This is a genomic window from Haliea sp., from assembly GCF_040221975.1.
GTDB lineage: Bacteria > Pseudomonadota > Gammaproteobacteria > Pseudomonadales > Halieaceae > Haliea.
This window is the reverse complement of the sequence record NZ_JAVJWR010000036.1, coordinates 217,532-230,957: the sequence shown is the minus strand read 5'-3', so window position 1 is coordinate 230,957 and position 13,426 is coordinate 217,532. Positions and strand designations below refer to the sequence as shown.

The 13,426-nt window shown below is 52.5% G+C and carries 22 protein-coding genes; 17 read left to right on the top strand and 5 right to left on the bottom strand.

Annotated elements, in window-relative coordinates:
* Nucleotides 1-19: 19 nt before the first annotated feature.
* The gene (locus RLO07_RS19210) at nucleotides 20-589 is read left to right on the top strand and encodes a hypothetical protein (protein WP_462293764.1); all 570 of its coding nucleotides are present in this window, start codon (nucleotides 20-22) and stop codon (nucleotides 587-589) included.
* A 121-nt stretch (nucleotides 590-710) separates the two neighbouring features.
* Here the strand turns inward: RLO07_RS19210 and RLO07_RS19205 are convergent, their stop codons facing one another.
* The gene (locus RLO07_RS19205; protein WP_462293763.1) at nucleotides 711-1,871 is read right to left on the bottom strand and encodes an IS4 family transposase; all 1,161 of its coding nucleotides are present in this window, start codon (nucleotides 1,869-1,871) and stop codon (nucleotides 711-713) included.
* Nucleotides 1,872-2,026: 155 nt separating this feature from the next.
* On the opposite strand from RLO07_RS19205, the gene RLO07_RS19200 reads away from it, so the two are divergent.
* The 3 genes from RLO07_RS19200 to istB all read left to right on the top strand — a co-directional run bounded on the left by RLO07_RS19200 (nucleotide 2,027) and on the right by istB (nucleotide 4,834).
* Nucleotides 2,027-2,368, top strand: coding sequence for a hypothetical protein (locus RLO07_RS19200; RefSeq protein WP_462293762.1), 342 nt, complete (start codon nucleotides 2,027-2,029; stop codon nucleotides 2,366-2,368).
* Between the two features lie 156 nt (nucleotides 2,369-2,524).
* Nucleotides 2,525-4,066, top strand: a complete 1,542-nt coding sequence (gene istA / locus RLO07_RS19195) for an IS21 family transposase (protein WP_462293761.1) — start codon at nucleotides 2,525-2,527, stop codon at nucleotides 4,064-4,066.
* A 12-nt stretch (nucleotides 4,067-4,078) separates the two neighbouring features.
* The gene (istB, locus tag RLO07_RS19190) at nucleotides 4,079-4,834 is read left to right on the top strand and encodes an IS21-like element helper ATPase IstB (protein ID WP_462293760.1); all 756 of its coding nucleotides are present in this window, start codon (nucleotides 4,079-4,081) and stop codon (nucleotides 4,832-4,834) included.
* A gap of 293 nt (nucleotides 4,835-5,127) precedes the next feature.
* Here the strand turns inward: istB and RLO07_RS19185 are convergent, their stop codons facing one another.
* Complete coding sequence (locus tag RLO07_RS19185) at nucleotides 5,128-5,421, bottom strand: type II toxin-antitoxin system RelE/ParE family toxin (protein WP_462293759.1); 294 nt, start codon at nucleotides 5,419-5,421, stop codon at nucleotides 5,128-5,130.
* On the bottom strand, nucleotides 5,421-5,660 hold the full coding sequence (locus RLO07_RS19180) for a type II toxin-antitoxin system ParD family antitoxin (protein ID WP_462293758.1): 240 nt from the start codon (nucleotides 5,658-5,660) through the stop codon (nucleotides 5,421-5,423). Before RLO07_RS19180 ends, RLO07_RS19185 begins: the two co-directional genes overlap by 1 nt.
* A gap of 165 nt (nucleotides 5,661-5,825) precedes the next feature.
* Here RLO07_RS19180 and RLO07_RS19175 point away from each other — a divergent pair, with 165 nt between their 5' ends.
* The 8 genes from RLO07_RS19175 to RLO07_RS19140 all read left to right on the top strand — a co-directional run bounded on the left by RLO07_RS19175 (nucleotide 5,826) and on the right by RLO07_RS19140 (nucleotide 10,201).
* On the top strand, nucleotides 5,826-6,038 hold the full coding sequence (locus RLO07_RS19175) for an addiction module protein (RefSeq protein WP_462293757.1): 213 nt from the start codon (nucleotides 5,826-5,828) through the stop codon (nucleotides 6,036-6,038).
* A gap of 399 nt (nucleotides 6,039-6,437) precedes the next feature.
* Entirely contained in the window at nucleotides 6,438-6,872 is a 435-nt protein-coding gene (locus RLO07_RS19170; protein WP_207768282.1) for an HIT family protein, read from the top strand.
* 424 nt (nucleotides 6,873-7,296) lie between these two features.
* Nucleotides 7,297-7,599, top strand: a complete 303-nt coding sequence (locus RLO07_RS19165) for a hypothetical protein (RefSeq protein ID WP_462293756.1) — start codon at nucleotides 7,297-7,299, stop codon at nucleotides 7,597-7,599.
* Complete coding sequence (locus RLO07_RS19160) at nucleotides 7,596-7,973, top strand: hypothetical protein (RefSeq protein WP_462293755.1); 378 nt, start codon at nucleotides 7,596-7,598, stop codon at nucleotides 7,971-7,973. Before RLO07_RS19165 ends, RLO07_RS19160 begins: the two co-directional genes overlap by 4 nt.
* A 71-nt stretch (nucleotides 7,974-8,044) precedes the next feature.
* The gene (locus tag RLO07_RS19155; RefSeq protein ID WP_462293754.1) at nucleotides 8,045-8,587 is read left to right on the top strand and encodes a DinB family protein; all 543 of its coding nucleotides are present in this window, start codon (nucleotides 8,045-8,047) and stop codon (nucleotides 8,585-8,587) included.
* A 117-nt stretch (nucleotides 8,588-8,704) separates the two neighbouring features.
* The gene (locus RLO07_RS19150; protein WP_462293753.1) at nucleotides 8,705-8,983 is read left to right on the top strand and encodes a type II toxin-antitoxin system RelE/ParE family toxin; all 279 of its coding nucleotides are present in this window, start codon (nucleotides 8,705-8,707) and stop codon (nucleotides 8,981-8,983) included.
* Between the two features lie 3 nt (nucleotides 8,984-8,986).
* Nucleotides 8,987-9,247 carry a helix-turn-helix domain-containing protein gene (locus tag RLO07_RS19145; protein ID WP_462293752.1) on the top strand — a complete coding sequence of 87 codons (261 nt, stop codon included), beginning with the start codon at nucleotides 8,987-8,989 and terminating at the stop codon, nucleotides 9,245-9,247.
* Nucleotides 9,248-9,337: 90 nt separating this feature from the next.
* Entirely contained in the window at nucleotides 9,338-10,201 is an 864-nt protein-coding gene (locus RLO07_RS19140; protein WP_462293751.1) for a CPBP family intramembrane glutamic endopeptidase, read from the top strand.
* Nucleotides 10,202-10,288: 87 nt separating this feature from the next.
* Here the strand turns inward: RLO07_RS19140 and RLO07_RS19135 are convergent, their stop codons facing one another.
* Entirely contained in the window at nucleotides 10,289-10,513 is a 225-nt protein-coding gene (locus RLO07_RS19135) for a Txe/YoeB family addiction module toxin (RefSeq protein ID WP_462293929.1), read from the bottom strand.
* 28 nt (nucleotides 10,514-10,541) lie between these two features.
* Complete coding sequence (locus RLO07_RS19130; protein WP_462293750.1) at nucleotides 10,542-10,814, bottom strand: type II toxin-antitoxin system Phd/YefM family antitoxin; 273 nt, start codon at nucleotides 10,812-10,814, stop codon at nucleotides 10,542-10,544.
* Nucleotides 10,815-11,011: 197 nt separating this feature from the next.
* On the opposite strand from RLO07_RS19130, the gene RLO07_RS19125 reads away from it, so the two are divergent.
* The 5 genes from RLO07_RS19125 (at nucleotide 11,012) to RLO07_RS19105 (ending at nucleotide 13,335) form a co-directional block, all read left to right on the top strand.
* Nucleotides 11,012-11,272 carry a BrnT family toxin gene (locus RLO07_RS19125; protein WP_462293749.1) on the top strand — a complete coding sequence of 87 codons (261 nt, stop codon included), beginning with the start codon at nucleotides 11,012-11,014 and terminating at the stop codon, nucleotides 11,270-11,272.
* Entirely contained in the window at nucleotides 11,262-11,495 is a 234-nt protein-coding gene (gene brnA / locus RLO07_RS19120) for a type II toxin-antitoxin system BrnA family antitoxin (RefSeq protein WP_462293748.1), read from the top strand. Before RLO07_RS19125 ends, brnA begins: the two co-directional genes overlap by 11 nt.
* Before the next feature lie 48 nt (nucleotides 11,496-11,543).
* Nucleotides 11,544-11,915, top strand: coding sequence for a hypothetical protein (locus tag RLO07_RS19115; RefSeq protein WP_462293747.1), 372 nt, complete (start codon nucleotides 11,544-11,546; stop codon nucleotides 11,913-11,915).
* A gap of 119 nt (nucleotides 11,916-12,034) precedes the next feature.
* On the top strand, nucleotides 12,035-12,520 hold the full coding sequence (locus RLO07_RS19110) for an anthrone oxygenase family protein (protein WP_462293746.1): 486 nt from the start codon (nucleotides 12,035-12,037) through the stop codon (nucleotides 12,518-12,520).
* Entirely contained in the window at nucleotides 12,445-13,335 is an 891-nt protein-coding gene (locus tag RLO07_RS19105; protein ID WP_462293745.1) for a type 1 glutamine amidotransferase domain-containing protein, read from the top strand. Before RLO07_RS19110 ends, RLO07_RS19105 begins: the two co-directional genes overlap by 76 nt.
* Nucleotides 13,336-13,426 lie beyond the last annotated feature (91 nt).

The window sequence follows — 13,426 nt, the reverse complement described above, 5'->3', positions numbered from 1 at the left end:
CGAGGCGGAGTGCCAAGTCGTGAGATTTGATTCTCGAAGCGTTTCGCAACTTTGGGTTACCAGCGTTGTCGCGCTGGCGGTGCTCGGATGCTCTCCAGGCAACGAATCCAGTTTGCCGACGCCGCTACCAACTAATACCGCTACGTTGGAGAAAGCTAGCGTCGTGAGTCCCTTCACTATTGGCTATGGTGAGAAGTATCCCGCCCCACCAATAAATGAGAGTAATTTTCCTCTACCGCTTGCCCTTGCAGGCTTCACCGCACCAATGCCTAAGGAAGCCGCGCTTCCGATGTTCTTTGACTACGAGATAGTCTTGTTGGCACAAACGGGCTTGGTTTACTCGATACGAACGTCTCGTGCGTATGCAGACTTGGATTCCTGTAACACTGACATGAACTTGGCCGTCGATACTGTTCGATCTCGAATTCCTGGTCTGAAAGGTGAATCTCCTCAATTCGAGTCTGATAGTTTCATTGTCGATCTGTATTGCGGTTACTCTGAGGGTGGCAGGTTTGTAGAGCTGGAGTTCGCTATCTTCCACAAACCTACGAAAGAAAAAATTGTCGTGCCAGACTATTCTGAGTACTAGAATGGCTCGTAGCTATGGCGCCAAATCCCCATAACAAGTCAAGGCAGCAAGGGCGCTTCGCACCGGGACCACTTGACAGCGGCCCCTGCTTGAAGCGTTATGTTTCACCACTAGTGTCCGGTTAAAAGTTGAACAAATTCAGTTGGTTGCCGTGGGCATCCAGTTCGGTTATGTCGCCAGCGTCGAGAAAAGCCTTGTTTATAGGTATTTTCTCGAAAACGCTGACGGAGAGAATCTGTAGCAATGTGTAGAGTGAGGCCTCGAGTTGAAGCTCCTTTCTGATGATCGCGATCAGCACATAGACGGACACGGCGCACCAGATTTGCGTCTTTACCGCGTTCTCGCTCGTGCCGAAAAACTTCTTGATGCGCAAGTGTTGCTTGATCCACTTGAAGAACAGTTCGACTTGCCACCGGCTCTTGTAAAGCGCGGCGATGGTGAGCGGGGGCAGTGTCGTGTTGTTGGTCAGAAACACCAGCGTCTGGCCCGTCTCGGGATCCTTGAATCGAATGCGTCGCAGGTGCTCTGGATAATGCTTGCTGCTGTAGAAGCCGTTCAGCATGATGCGTTGATCGCAGATCACCCCGGTGGTCCGGTCGGTCCTGACCGAGTAAACACGGATGCCGCGCTTGGCGCGGGTCACGAAGAAGGCTCCGGCCTGATGCATCTGGTAAAGCCTGGCAAAGTCCAGATAACCCCGATCCATCACATAGAATGCGCCCGCCTCGATCGGCAGGATGTCCAATACCTTGACGTCGTGCATTTTGCCGTCGCTGACGTGGATAAAGGCAGGAATGGACCCGCGCAAGTCCAGCAAGGTATGCAGTTTGATAGCGGCTTTGGTCGCCCGGAATGGGGCCCAGTCGAACAGGCTCAAGCACAGATCGATGGTAGTGGCGTCCAGGGCATAGATGGTGTTGTTCAAATCCAGCCCCAGGTCCTCGCCGTCGTACAATTTGCGGGCTCGGCGAATAAGCAAGGCTGCGACATCCGACCAGATGCGCCAGTCTCGCGACTCGTTCGCGTCTGCCAAGGTGGAACGCCGCACGCGGTGACGCAAGCCCATGCCATAGAGTTTGCCGGCATTGGCACCCAGGGTCGCCTCGATATCGCGCAGGCTTTCCCGCCAAGTCAGTTGCGCGAAGGCCAGCACTCGAAACTGCTCGGCGCAGGTCATCCTGCGAACCCCGGCATTGCCGGCGTGGCGATCGACTATGCGGGCAAAGCTGGTCCATGGAATAAAATCCATGATTTGTGCGAACAGTGTCTTGCCGACATTCATATGCAGTCCCCAACCCAAGCAGATGGGGAAAACTACACTGATTTGACGTATCTTGTTTCAAATCGACACCACATGAAATCGGCTGCAAAGCCGCGTCAACACTGGGTTTCAGCATGATCGTAATCAAATTAACCGGACACTAGTGATGTTTCACCATGAATAAAGTACTACTCACAATTTTGGTCTCGCTTTTATCAAACACAGTAGGTGCTACTGATATGCCTCCTCGCTGTAATGGCCAAGAAATAGCTGACGACGGCGGCGAACTATTGGCAGGGTTATCTATGCCAACCGAAAGTTACAATATCACCAGCGAGTCAGATGGCGAGGTTCACTATATAAAAGTGGTAGTCCCTTCCACTCAAGAAGGGCTGCCAATCAGCCAAATAAATTTAAAGCGCATGGTTTCTGGTAAGCCAGTTATTGTTGCCGGCCTGTCCCATGAAATAAGCAGTAATACGGCCGCGATGCGTATTCCAGACCAAGCCTGCCACTGATTCCAGACGAAGCCTGCCACCCATTCCACGCGAATGCTGCCACTGATTCCACGGCAAAGCTGCCACCCTGGCAGCCCGCCTTGGCATCCCATCAGGAGCCAACCGACGCGGGATAACTAACCGGTATTCTGGCCCTTTCCAACCGGAGGGGATCAGATGCCTGCCAAGACGTTATCCATGCGTAAAATCAAGGAAGTCCTGCGCCTCAAATGGGACAAGGGCATGAGCAATCGCCAGATTGCGACCAGTTGCGGCATTGGCCGTCCCACCGTCGGTGAATACCTGCGCCGGGCTCAGGAAGCCGGGGTGAGCTGGCCCCTGCCCGCCGATTTGGACGACACACGACTGGAACGTATGTTGTTTCCACCGCCACCGGATATGCCGGCCCAGCTCCGGGGCATCCCCGACTGGCTGGCTATCCACAAGGAGCTCAGACACAAGCACGTCACCCTGTTCCTGCTCTGGCAGGAATACCGTGCCGCTCATCCTGATGGCTACCAGTACAGCTGGTTCTGCGAGCACTACCGCGCCTGGCAAGGCAAGCTGGATATGGTCATGCGCCAGGACCACAGGGCCGGAGAGAAGCTGTTTGTCGATTATGCTGGCCAGACTGTACCGGTGATCGACCGCGCCACCGGGGAGATCCGCGGAGCGCAGATCTTTGTGGCGGTACTGGGGGCCTCCAACTACACCTATGCCGAAGCCACCTGGACCCAGGGGTTGCCGGACTGGATTGGCTCCCATCAGCGCGCCCTCCGGTTCCTGGGGGGTGTGCCGGAACTGGTGGTGCCGGACAACCTGCGGTCCGGGGTCAGCAAGGCTCACCGCTACGAGCCCGACACCAACCCCACTTACCAGGACATGGCCTCCCACTACGGGATCGCGGTGTTGCCGGCGCGGGTTCGTCGCCCGCGCGACAAAGCCAAGGTGGAGGGCGGCGTGCTGGTGGTGGAGCGGTGGATCCTGGCGGCGCTGCGCCACCGTCAGTTCTTCTCCCTGCGCGAACTCAATGCGGCCATCAGCGAACTGCTGGTGAAGCTCAATAACCGTCCCTTCCGCAAGCTGCCCGGTTGCCGTCGGGAGCACTTCGAGCAGTTGGACCGGCCGGCCCTCCAACCCCTGCCGGCGGAGCCCTACGTCTACGCCGAGTGGAAGAAGGCCCGGGTCCACATCGATTACCACGTAGCCATCGACGGGCATTACTACTCGGTACCCCATGCCCTGATCAAGCGCGAAGTCGATGTGCGCATGACCCACAACACGATCGAGTGTTTCCACCGCGGCGAGCGGGTGGCCAGTCATCAGCGTTCCAATCTGAAGGGGCGCCACACCACGGTATCTGCGCACATGCCGGAGTCCCACCGCCAGGCGGGGGAGTGGTCGCCGGAACGGCTACTGAAGTGGGCCGCCAAAACCGGGCCGGCAACGGAGAAGCTCATCCGGACTGTGATGGCGTCCCGCAAACACCCGCAGCAGGCCTATCGGTCCTGCCTGGGCATATTGCGCCTGGGCAACGCTTATGGGGACGAGCGCCTGGAGGCGGCCTGTCGGCGGGCATTGATGTTGGGCAGCTGCCGCTACAAGAGCATCGAGTCCATTCTCAAGCACCGACTGGACGAGCAACCACTGGAGGAACAACAGGAGCTGGCCCTGCCTGAAGCACACGACAACATCCGCGGCCCCGCGTACTACCACTGACAGGAGAGCACCATGTTGAAGCATCCTACCCTGGACGGACTCCAGACCCTCAAACTGAGCGGCATGGTGGCGGCACTGGCCGACCAGATGGCCACTCCGGACATTGATGACCTCGCCTTCGAGGAACGCCTCGGTCTGCTGGTGGACCGGGAAATTACCGAGCGGGAGAACCGGCGGCTGACCAGTCGTTTGCGTCGTGCGCGACTCAGGCACGCTGCCGCACTGGAAGACATCGACTACCGCAATCCCCGCGGACTGGACAAGGGGCTGATCCAGTCACTGGCGACCTGCCAGTGGGCAAAGGAGCACCTCAACATCCTCATCACCGGGCCCACCGGCGTGGGCAAAACCTGGTTGGCTTGCGCCTTGGCACACAAGGCCTGCCGGGAGGGCTATACGGTCCAGTACCTGCGTTTAACCCGGCTGCTGCGGGACCTGATGATAGCCAAGGGCGACGGCCGCTATCCCAAATTGCTGGCCAACCTCGCCAAGGTGGATGTACTGCTCCTGGATGACTGGGGGTTGATGAAGATGAACGCCGAGAACCGGCGTGATCTGCTGGAAGTGCTGGAGGACCGCCACGGCAAGCGTTCGACCATCGCCACCAGTCAACTGCCCACTGAGGAGTGGCACGCTGTGATCGGCGATCCGACGCTCGCTGACGCCATCCTGGATCGCCTGGTTCACAACGCCTACAAGATCAACCTCAGGGGAGAATCCATGAGAAAACGCCAGGCCAAGTTGACGAGCACCACCGGTTCCGAGTAACAATGCAAAACCCGCGTCGCTACGCTCCGATGGGTGGCAGCTTTGCTCCGGTTTGGGTGGCAGGCTTCAGCGGTTTACGCACCGCGACAAAAAGCATTCTCGTATGGTCCTCTGAAATAGAATCTATTGGCTTCAATGTGGTCTACGCCACATACCAAAAGTGCCAAGAGGGTTATTCGTATTTAAAGGAGTCCAGAGCATATGATCTGGTCTATAAACATAACAAGTAAAGGCAGCATCGTCCTGCGGGCTGGACGCGCTAACGCGCGCCGCTGCTTTAGGCGTTATGGGTTTTAGAGGTGCTGTTCCACATCCATGCTGTGGTGGAGAATGCGGATCACAACAATCTTGGATTCCGTGCCAGCTCGATAAAAGATGATATGACTGCCTTGGCTAAATTTTTTATACCCTGGCCTTACACCTTCCGCATCGCGCCCAATTTCAGGCTGCCGGGCAAGCAGCCTGAAGGCATCGTCGAGTTGCTTGAGGTATTTATCGCGTTGACGCTTTCCCCACTTCTCAGAGGTAAAGCGTCCAATATCAACAATGTCTTTTCGGGCAGCGGAGGTGAGCAGGAATGGAGTCATCAATGAGCTTCGTTATCCAGTTCTGCAATAACACTTTCAAGCGAGTACTCTGCTATCCCGCTATGCTCGCCCTCATCCAAAAGGCGCCGCAATCTTTCAAGTTTGCTCTCGGTCTCTTCAAGCAAGCGCAACCCTGCTCGTACCACTTCGCTGGCAGAGCCATAGCGGCCATTTTCAAGCTGTGCAGCAATGAACTCGTCAAAATGGGGGCCGAGGGTAATGCTGGTATTTCTAGCCATGACGGGCCTCCTATACCAAATATTGGTATATTCTGCCAAGAAACCCATAACAAGGCAAGGCAGGCCGACGCGATAAAGCTGCGCGTCTGCTTGCGGCGTTATGTTTACTCGGGAAACTCACAGAGCTACCATAGCTCGTGAGTCTTAGTTGTCGAGGCAGGGCATATGTCAGATGCTGCGAATGTTCTTATAGATCAGGCACTTGAACTTCCCGCTCTGGAGCGGGCAGTGGTTGCCGAGCAGATCCTTTTGAGCCTGGATAAGCCTGATGCTGAGCTTGATGCTATTTGGGCATCAGAAGCCGAATCTAGGTTGTCAGCCTATAAAAACGGCCGAGAGCCCGCCATTCCCCTCGCTGACGCCTTTAAGACATCCTGAAGTGGAGGTAAAACTTCTCAAGCTCGCCCAGGTCGAGTTTGAAGAAGCGGTGACCTACTACGAGTCAGAACAAATCGGTCTCGGAGGCAGATTTCGTATTGAGGTTCTCCGTTCTGTTTCTCGTATACGACAGTTTCCGGTCGCCTACCAACTCTTCAGTCCAGGGACACGGCGCTGTCTGATCGCCAAATTTCCGTACGGTATCATCTATCACTATAGTCCGAAGCAAGATGAAATTGTCATCGTGGCAATTGCTCATCTTCACCGCCGTCCTGACTATTGGGTTTCTCGTGAGTCATAAACATAACAAGTCAAAGCAGTTCGCGGTTGGCGCCGCCAGACTCGCTTACGCTCGCCGCTATTTGCGGCGTTATGCATTTCCGTAAGCTGGAGAAATCAGTGAACCCAATCTACGACACTAATAATATTTTCGCGAAGATCATTGCTGGAGAGGCCCCCTGTGTAAAGGTCTATGAGGATGATTTAACGCTCGCATTCATGGATATAATGCCGCAGAAGGATGGTCACGTATTAGTAGTACCCAAGGAACAAGCGGTCACAATTTACGATCTGTCTGCAGAAGCTGCTCAAGCATGCATGCTAACCGTTCAGAAAATAGGTAAAGCTCTCGAGCGCGCTATGGGGGTGACTGGGTCAACCATATTCCAGCACAATGGCTCTTCTGCCGGTCAAACTGTGGGGCATTTTCATTTTCATGTTTTTCCAGGTCCTTTGTTGGTGATAAAAGACCATGGCGTGCAGTTTGAAGAGGTTGGGAAGCTTAAAGAGATAGCTGCGTTAATCATTGCACAATTAGAAAGTCCACATGCATAACAAGTGCAGGCACGGCGACGCCCACTACATTGCGCCTCCGGCTCCATTTCGTGGGCGCGAGTGCTGCAAGCGTTAGCTGCCTGCAACGTTCGAGCGTGATCATCATGGGGTGATGACAATAGGCACACAATTGTGCTACTCTGCGCGTCATGAAGGTTTTTAACTGGAATCCTGAAAAGAATCGACAGCTTATTGAAGAGCGAGGGAGATCCTTTGAAGAAGCAGTCTTTCATATTGAGAACGGAGGTCTTCTGGACGATATTTGCCATCCCAAAGCAGTGGAATATCCCCACCAGAAGATATTCATCGTTGCGATAGATCAATACGCGTACTTGGTTCCATATGTAGAAACCAACGATGAGTTTTTCTTAAAGACTGTCATACCCAGTAGGAAGTTCACAAAGCTGTATCTGAGAGGTGACTCATGAGCAAGGCAAAGCTCTCGAAAGAGGAAAAAGAGCTCCTGGACGCCGTTGAATCGGGTAAGTTCGAGTCAACACTGACCGAAGCCCGAAGGAATGAACTAGAGGCTGTTGCGACCAATACATTTAGAAAGGATAAACGGATAAACATTCGCTTATCGAATCGGGATCTCATTGCAGTTCAGTCCCGGGCGTCTGAAGAAGGTATTCCGTACCAGACACTGGTATCAAGCATAATTCACAAGTATGTATCTGGCTCCTTACGAGATATCGCAGCTAACAAGAAAAGGCAAGGCGACGCGTGAACGCGCTTGCTTTTGGCGTTAGCATGCCATGCCGAGATCGGAAAATACTTCTAGGATACGCTTTCACAGCATTGGCGATTGGGGTGGTCCTGTTCTATGTGGCGGGCAGCCTTATCGGCTTGGAGTATACTCGCATTGAGGGTGGCGCCATTTTCGCAATTGCGTACATCAGCTTTGGCGCACAAGCGATGCTCAACTACTTGGCGGGCAACAAAGTCTGGTTACCTTTTGGTGATCACTTAATTGATGCTCCTGAAGAAAAAATTGAGGACGGGAAGAGATGGCCCATCGCTATATTCAGTTTTATGTACATTTTCTTCGGTCTCGTAGCTTTGTTAGCGCTGTTCTCAGTCACGCTAACAAGTCAAGGCTAGGGGCACAGCACCGATGCTTCGCATCGTTGCTGTGCCCCAGCTTGAGGCGTTATATATGAGAAGGAACTCAGATGAGCCTGAGCGATCACTTTGAATTGTTGGCCATCTACAATCAGTGGATAAACTCAAAGTTTTATGAGGCTGCAGGTCACCTCTCCGCAACAGAGCTAACCACGGATCGCGGGGCTTTTTTCGGCTCTATCTTGGGAACCATGAACCATATCCTTGTGGGTGACGTAATCTGGCTTAAGCGGTTTGCTACACATCCGTCCTGCGTCACCTCGTTGCGCGAGGTTGGTGATCTTCCAAAACCGATCAGTCTAAACCAGATTGTCTTTGACGATTTTGGTCGCCTGTCTGAGCACCGGGCCTGGTTGGATCAGGAAATTATCGACTGGATTGCCGAGTTATCGGACGGTGACCTGGATTTTATTCTCAGCTATAGCAACAGCAAAGGGGTGCCTGCCAACAAACGGTATTCGAGCCTAGTTCTTCACTTCTTTAATCATCAGACCCACCATCGGGGCCAGGTCTCTACCTTGTTGTCACAGGCAGGTGTGGATATTGGTGTCACTGACCTGTTGGCTCAGATTCCGGAAGAGTCTCATGTATAACAAGGCACGGAAGGCGGGTGCGTGAGACGCGCCGCTTCGTTCAGCGTTATACGGCTTCTTTCAAGGCCCAGTGCAAGCCCTTGACATACCATAGATGGTGTATATACTAAATTTGGTATGTGGGAGATCCTCGAACATAGACGTGTCGATAAAGCCTTGGTGGCGGCGCCAGTTGAGGTTCAGCAACGCTATGAAAAATGGAAAGATATTGTGAGAATCTCTGGACCGAACGGATTGAAACTGATCAAGGGCTTCAAAGACGAAGCGTTATCTGGAAACTGGAAAGGTTTCCGGTCCTCTCGTTTGAATATCCAATATAGAGTGATTTACAAGGTTCAAAAAAATCAGGTGCTGGTGGAGGTTGAACGAGTTACTTCCCATGATTACCGGAGGTAAAGAATGAGCAATTATCGTAAATCTACTAAAAGAGTTAATGTATCACCAGGTGCTTCAGTTCGGATATTGCGTGAACTTCAGGAGATGAGCCAGAACGATCTGGCAGCTGCGACCGGTATACCTCAATCAACAATTTCTGCCATTGAGAACGACCGTGTTCGCCTTGGTGTGGATCGCGCAAAAGTACTCGCCAAAGCGCTGCGGTGTCATCCAGCCGTATTGGTATTCCCGGGTTGGGATGTTGAGCGTGAGTCAGCCGCATAACCAGGCGCATCAATCGTCGCCTACGGCGGCTGGGACGCTCGCAAGCTCGCGCCCTTGTGCGCGGCGTTATATTTTTCGGAACAATCATCCGTGACCGGTGACGCTAGAGCAGCGAAAGGCCCCATGTTGGTAATTAGCGCCTTTCTTGCCCTGACAATGATTTTCCATTTTGCTGGGGCTTGGCTGATTTTCAGACTGAGTAGTGCAACGCCATTGATGTTATCCGTTGGTTTGGCTGCTGTCGTTACTTGCTTGGTTACACGGAAAGAACTGCGAACCCTGGGATGGCGTTGGGGTAGCTGGAAGATTCAGTGGCTCAACTACTTTCTGCCCCTGTTTTATGCGGCACTGGCATACGGGCTCATCTGGGCACTTGGCCTTGGTGGCTGGTACAACGTTGATTTCGTCCAAGAGCAAAAGGAAAGTTACAACTTGGTAGAGTGGTCAAACGCCGCTGTCATCGGGTTGCATTTTCTGCTCACGGCTACGGTTAGTTTCGTTTTGCTATTGCCGTCAGTGTTGGGGGAGGAACTGGGATGGCGAGGGTTGCTTGTGCCTGAATTGTCCAAGCTAATGCCGTTCACTGGTGTTGCGTTCGTGTCGGGTTTGCTATGGGCTGTATGGCACTGGCCGTTAATGTTCATGGGGCTCTACGGGATGGGAGAGGCCACGCCATTTCTCTACCAGTTAGCCATTTTTACGCTGTGCATAATGTCCATGTCGGTCGTTATGACGTACTTCAGACTGAAAATCGATAGCGTTTGGCCGGCAGTCATTTTTCACATGAGCCACAACGTCTTTCTACAGAAGTTTTTTGGTCCAATGACTGAGGGCAATGCCAACTCAGCTTGGTTTCTGGACGAATTTGGTCTTGTAGTGCCAAGCGTGCTGGTGGTTATTGCGGTCTACTACGGGAGAAGGGGCAGTCGTGAGTTTCGTGCAATCAAAACATAACAAATCGTTGCAGCAGACATTTGACCCGCCGCTCACATTTGCTGCCGCAAAAACAGGTGTCGCCTCAAATGCCGCTGAACTCAGGCGTTAGGGCTGATCGTAGTGCCCACCAATAGCGAAGATATAAATGGACTTATCATCGAAACGATATATCAAGCGGTCTTTTTGCGAGATTCGTTTTGACCAAAGGCCCGAGAGATTGTGTTTGAGTGGTTCAGGCTTGCCGAGGCCGGATGTAGGATCATCAGATCTGAGCATTTCCTTGGGTAATTTGCAGAGCGCCTTGTGCAGTCGCTTGTCCCTTTCGCGCATGCGTCCATACGCTTCCCAGGTATTACCCTCAAATACCAGTGATCTCATTCATCTGCTTCTCAGTCGGTTTGTAGCCTTGCCCGCGGGTATGGGTTTCAAGGGAATCGGCAATTTGTTGCATGAGGTTCTTGCTTTGGAGTATGTGCACGGTTTCCTGCTCTCGTTCCCAGTCGTCGGCGCTCATTACAACAAAAGCCGCACCGGCTCGCCGAGTCACTTTGAGCGGTTCATGCCTGCTAACTACCTGTTCTACAACGCTTTTAAGGTTATCTCTAAATTTGTTTACGCTGATTGTGTCCATACGGCCACCTTTGTGTACGGAAATACCGTACGACCATATACCAAAAGCCCTCATAAGGCCAAGCGCTGCGACAGCTTTTTTTGTTGCGCCTTCGGCTCCACTGCAAAACTGCGCGTGGTTGCGGCGTTAGGGGCTCCTACCGTCCCAAAATCCACGCATTGTCCAAGATGCCCTAGTAATATATTTCTTATACCATTATGAAGTTCCAATTCGACCAAAGGAAAAATGCCTCCAATCTCAAAAAGCATTGGATTGATTTTGAGCAGGCTCAGTCTCTTTGGGATGCCCCGAACTTGGTGGAACTGGCAACGAGGACTGACGATGAGGCAAGGTCAATCGTGATTGCTCGCTTCAATCGCCAGTACTGGTCAGCCGTATTTACATATCGAGGTGACGAGATTCGATTGATTTCGGTCAGGCGATCTCGGAAAGCTGAGGTAGAGCTTTATGAAAGCTAAAGATTTCGACAAAAAATTTGACCAGGGAAAGGAAGACATAATTGATGATCTGGATCTTTCCAGTCTCAAGCGGCCGAATCAAACACCGCGACGAGTTAACGTGGATTTCCCCGAATGGATGATTACCTCTCTAGACAAAGAGGCGGCAAGGCTGGGAGTTACTCGACAATCCATTATCAAAGTCTGGCTGGCAGAACGCCTTGAACACGCCTCTAACAAGTAAGGGCTGCGGAGGGTTTCATCGCTGCATTTTCAGGCGTTAGGTGGACCAATGGATGCATTAACAATTGCCGAGATCCTAGAGCTTATTCGCGTTAACGAAGAAGCGATGGTGACCCAGTTTGAGACTTGGCTCACAATTACATTCGCTACCATTGTTGCTGTGTTCGCGGGCAGAAATCTTCTCACCAGATTGATGCGATGGTTAGTTACCCTTCTGTATTTGCTCGCTTCACTTTCAGTAACGGCGATGAGTATCTATTTCGCGGAAAGCAACGCACTACTAACGCTATTGCTTGAATCTCGCGGAGTAACGGTTGTAGCTCCGGTATTTGCGGCTTTGGTATTCTTCGTGTTGTTCTTGGCAGGCGTTTTGACGACTGTATACTTTATCCATATGAAGCCTGATCGAGAGTCCACCTAACATGAAGTTGAAGCATATGAAGAAACCTGTCGCGTCAATTGCTTGCGGAATTGCCGCGACAGAATCACTTCGCAGCTTGACTTGTCGTTAGACGAACCAACGACCAACGAGGAGAAACTATGAGCAACCTGTCCACTCTATTTCTCATGCTTGCAACGATTGGTAGCGGACTGATGGCAGGATTATTTTGCTCTTTCTCGAACTTCATAATGAAAGCTTTATCTGAAATACCGCCATCGAAGGGTATTGCTGCAATGCAGTCGATCAACCTCGTTATCGTCAGGCCAGTTTTCCTTCTGGTATTTTTTGGTACCGGTGTTCTATGTGTGGCAGCAGTGCTTGTAGGCTGGCAAGATCTTGGTGTTGGCGCACGTACCTTGGGTATCATTGGTGGTGCGGTTTACGTCCTGGGGTGTTTAGGTGTAACTGTCGTCTGTAATGTGCCGCTTAACAATAGGCTTGCCGTGGTTAATTCAGATAGTGAAGAAGGTGAAAGGATGTGGGAGATCTACCTTGCACAGTGGGTTCGGTGGAATCACGCCAGGTCACTGGCGACATTGTCATCGACAAGTTTGCTGGTTGTTGCGGTCTGCTACGCAAATTGAGACGCCTGAAAATGCCGTTCCACTCGGGCATACCTCTGCTGACGAACAAATCGTATGCTTTGGCGCTTGCTTTCTGCCTGGTTACATCAGCTCTCGCCCCGGCTGCGGTATTCGCTGCGGCGAAAGGCAAGGTTCTATTTGTCGCATCGAATGTGCTCGACATGGGCGATCCCGAGCAGCACGACGCACGAAACAACCTTTGGGAATATGCGCCGCCTTTCCATATCTTCGTAATGCATGGGTATGAGGTTGATTTTGTGTCGCCTCAAGGTGGCCGAGTCGAGTTCATGATGGAGCCTCTGGGCATTAGTAGTTATGCCATCAAGTACGAGAACTTTTTGGGCAAGGCTGGAAACACGCTGAAACCAAGTCAAATCAACGTTGGTGAGTATCGGGCCGTGTATATCGGTGGTGGCTACGGCACACTGTTTGACGTTGCTTCAAACGAAAAGTTGATGAGCCTCATCGGGGGTGTCTACGAACTAGGTGGTATCGTGGGCGGCTGCGGGCATGGTCCCGGCGGCTTCGCCAACGCGAAGCTGAAGAATGGTGGCTATATGGTGAAAGGCAAGCGTGTGGCCGGGTTCCCAAACTCGACCGAACACTCTAAATCCTGGGCCAAGCAGGGCGGATTGTTGCCCTTTCTTGTCGAGGATCAACTTCGTAATAATGGGGCACTGGCTGATAACAAGGAAACATTGACCGATAAACATGCAGTCATTGTCGATCAGCGCATTGTTTCAACCATGTTCCTGCCTTCGGCTGCGTTGGTGGCCGAGGAAATGGTACGGTTACTCGAGCGGCGAGATCCATGATTTCGAACCTGAGTGTGCTGGTTCCCATCAACTCGTTTCGAGGGCGACTGACGCGCCGTCCATTTTCGGTGCCGCAAAATCGGTCGCCTCA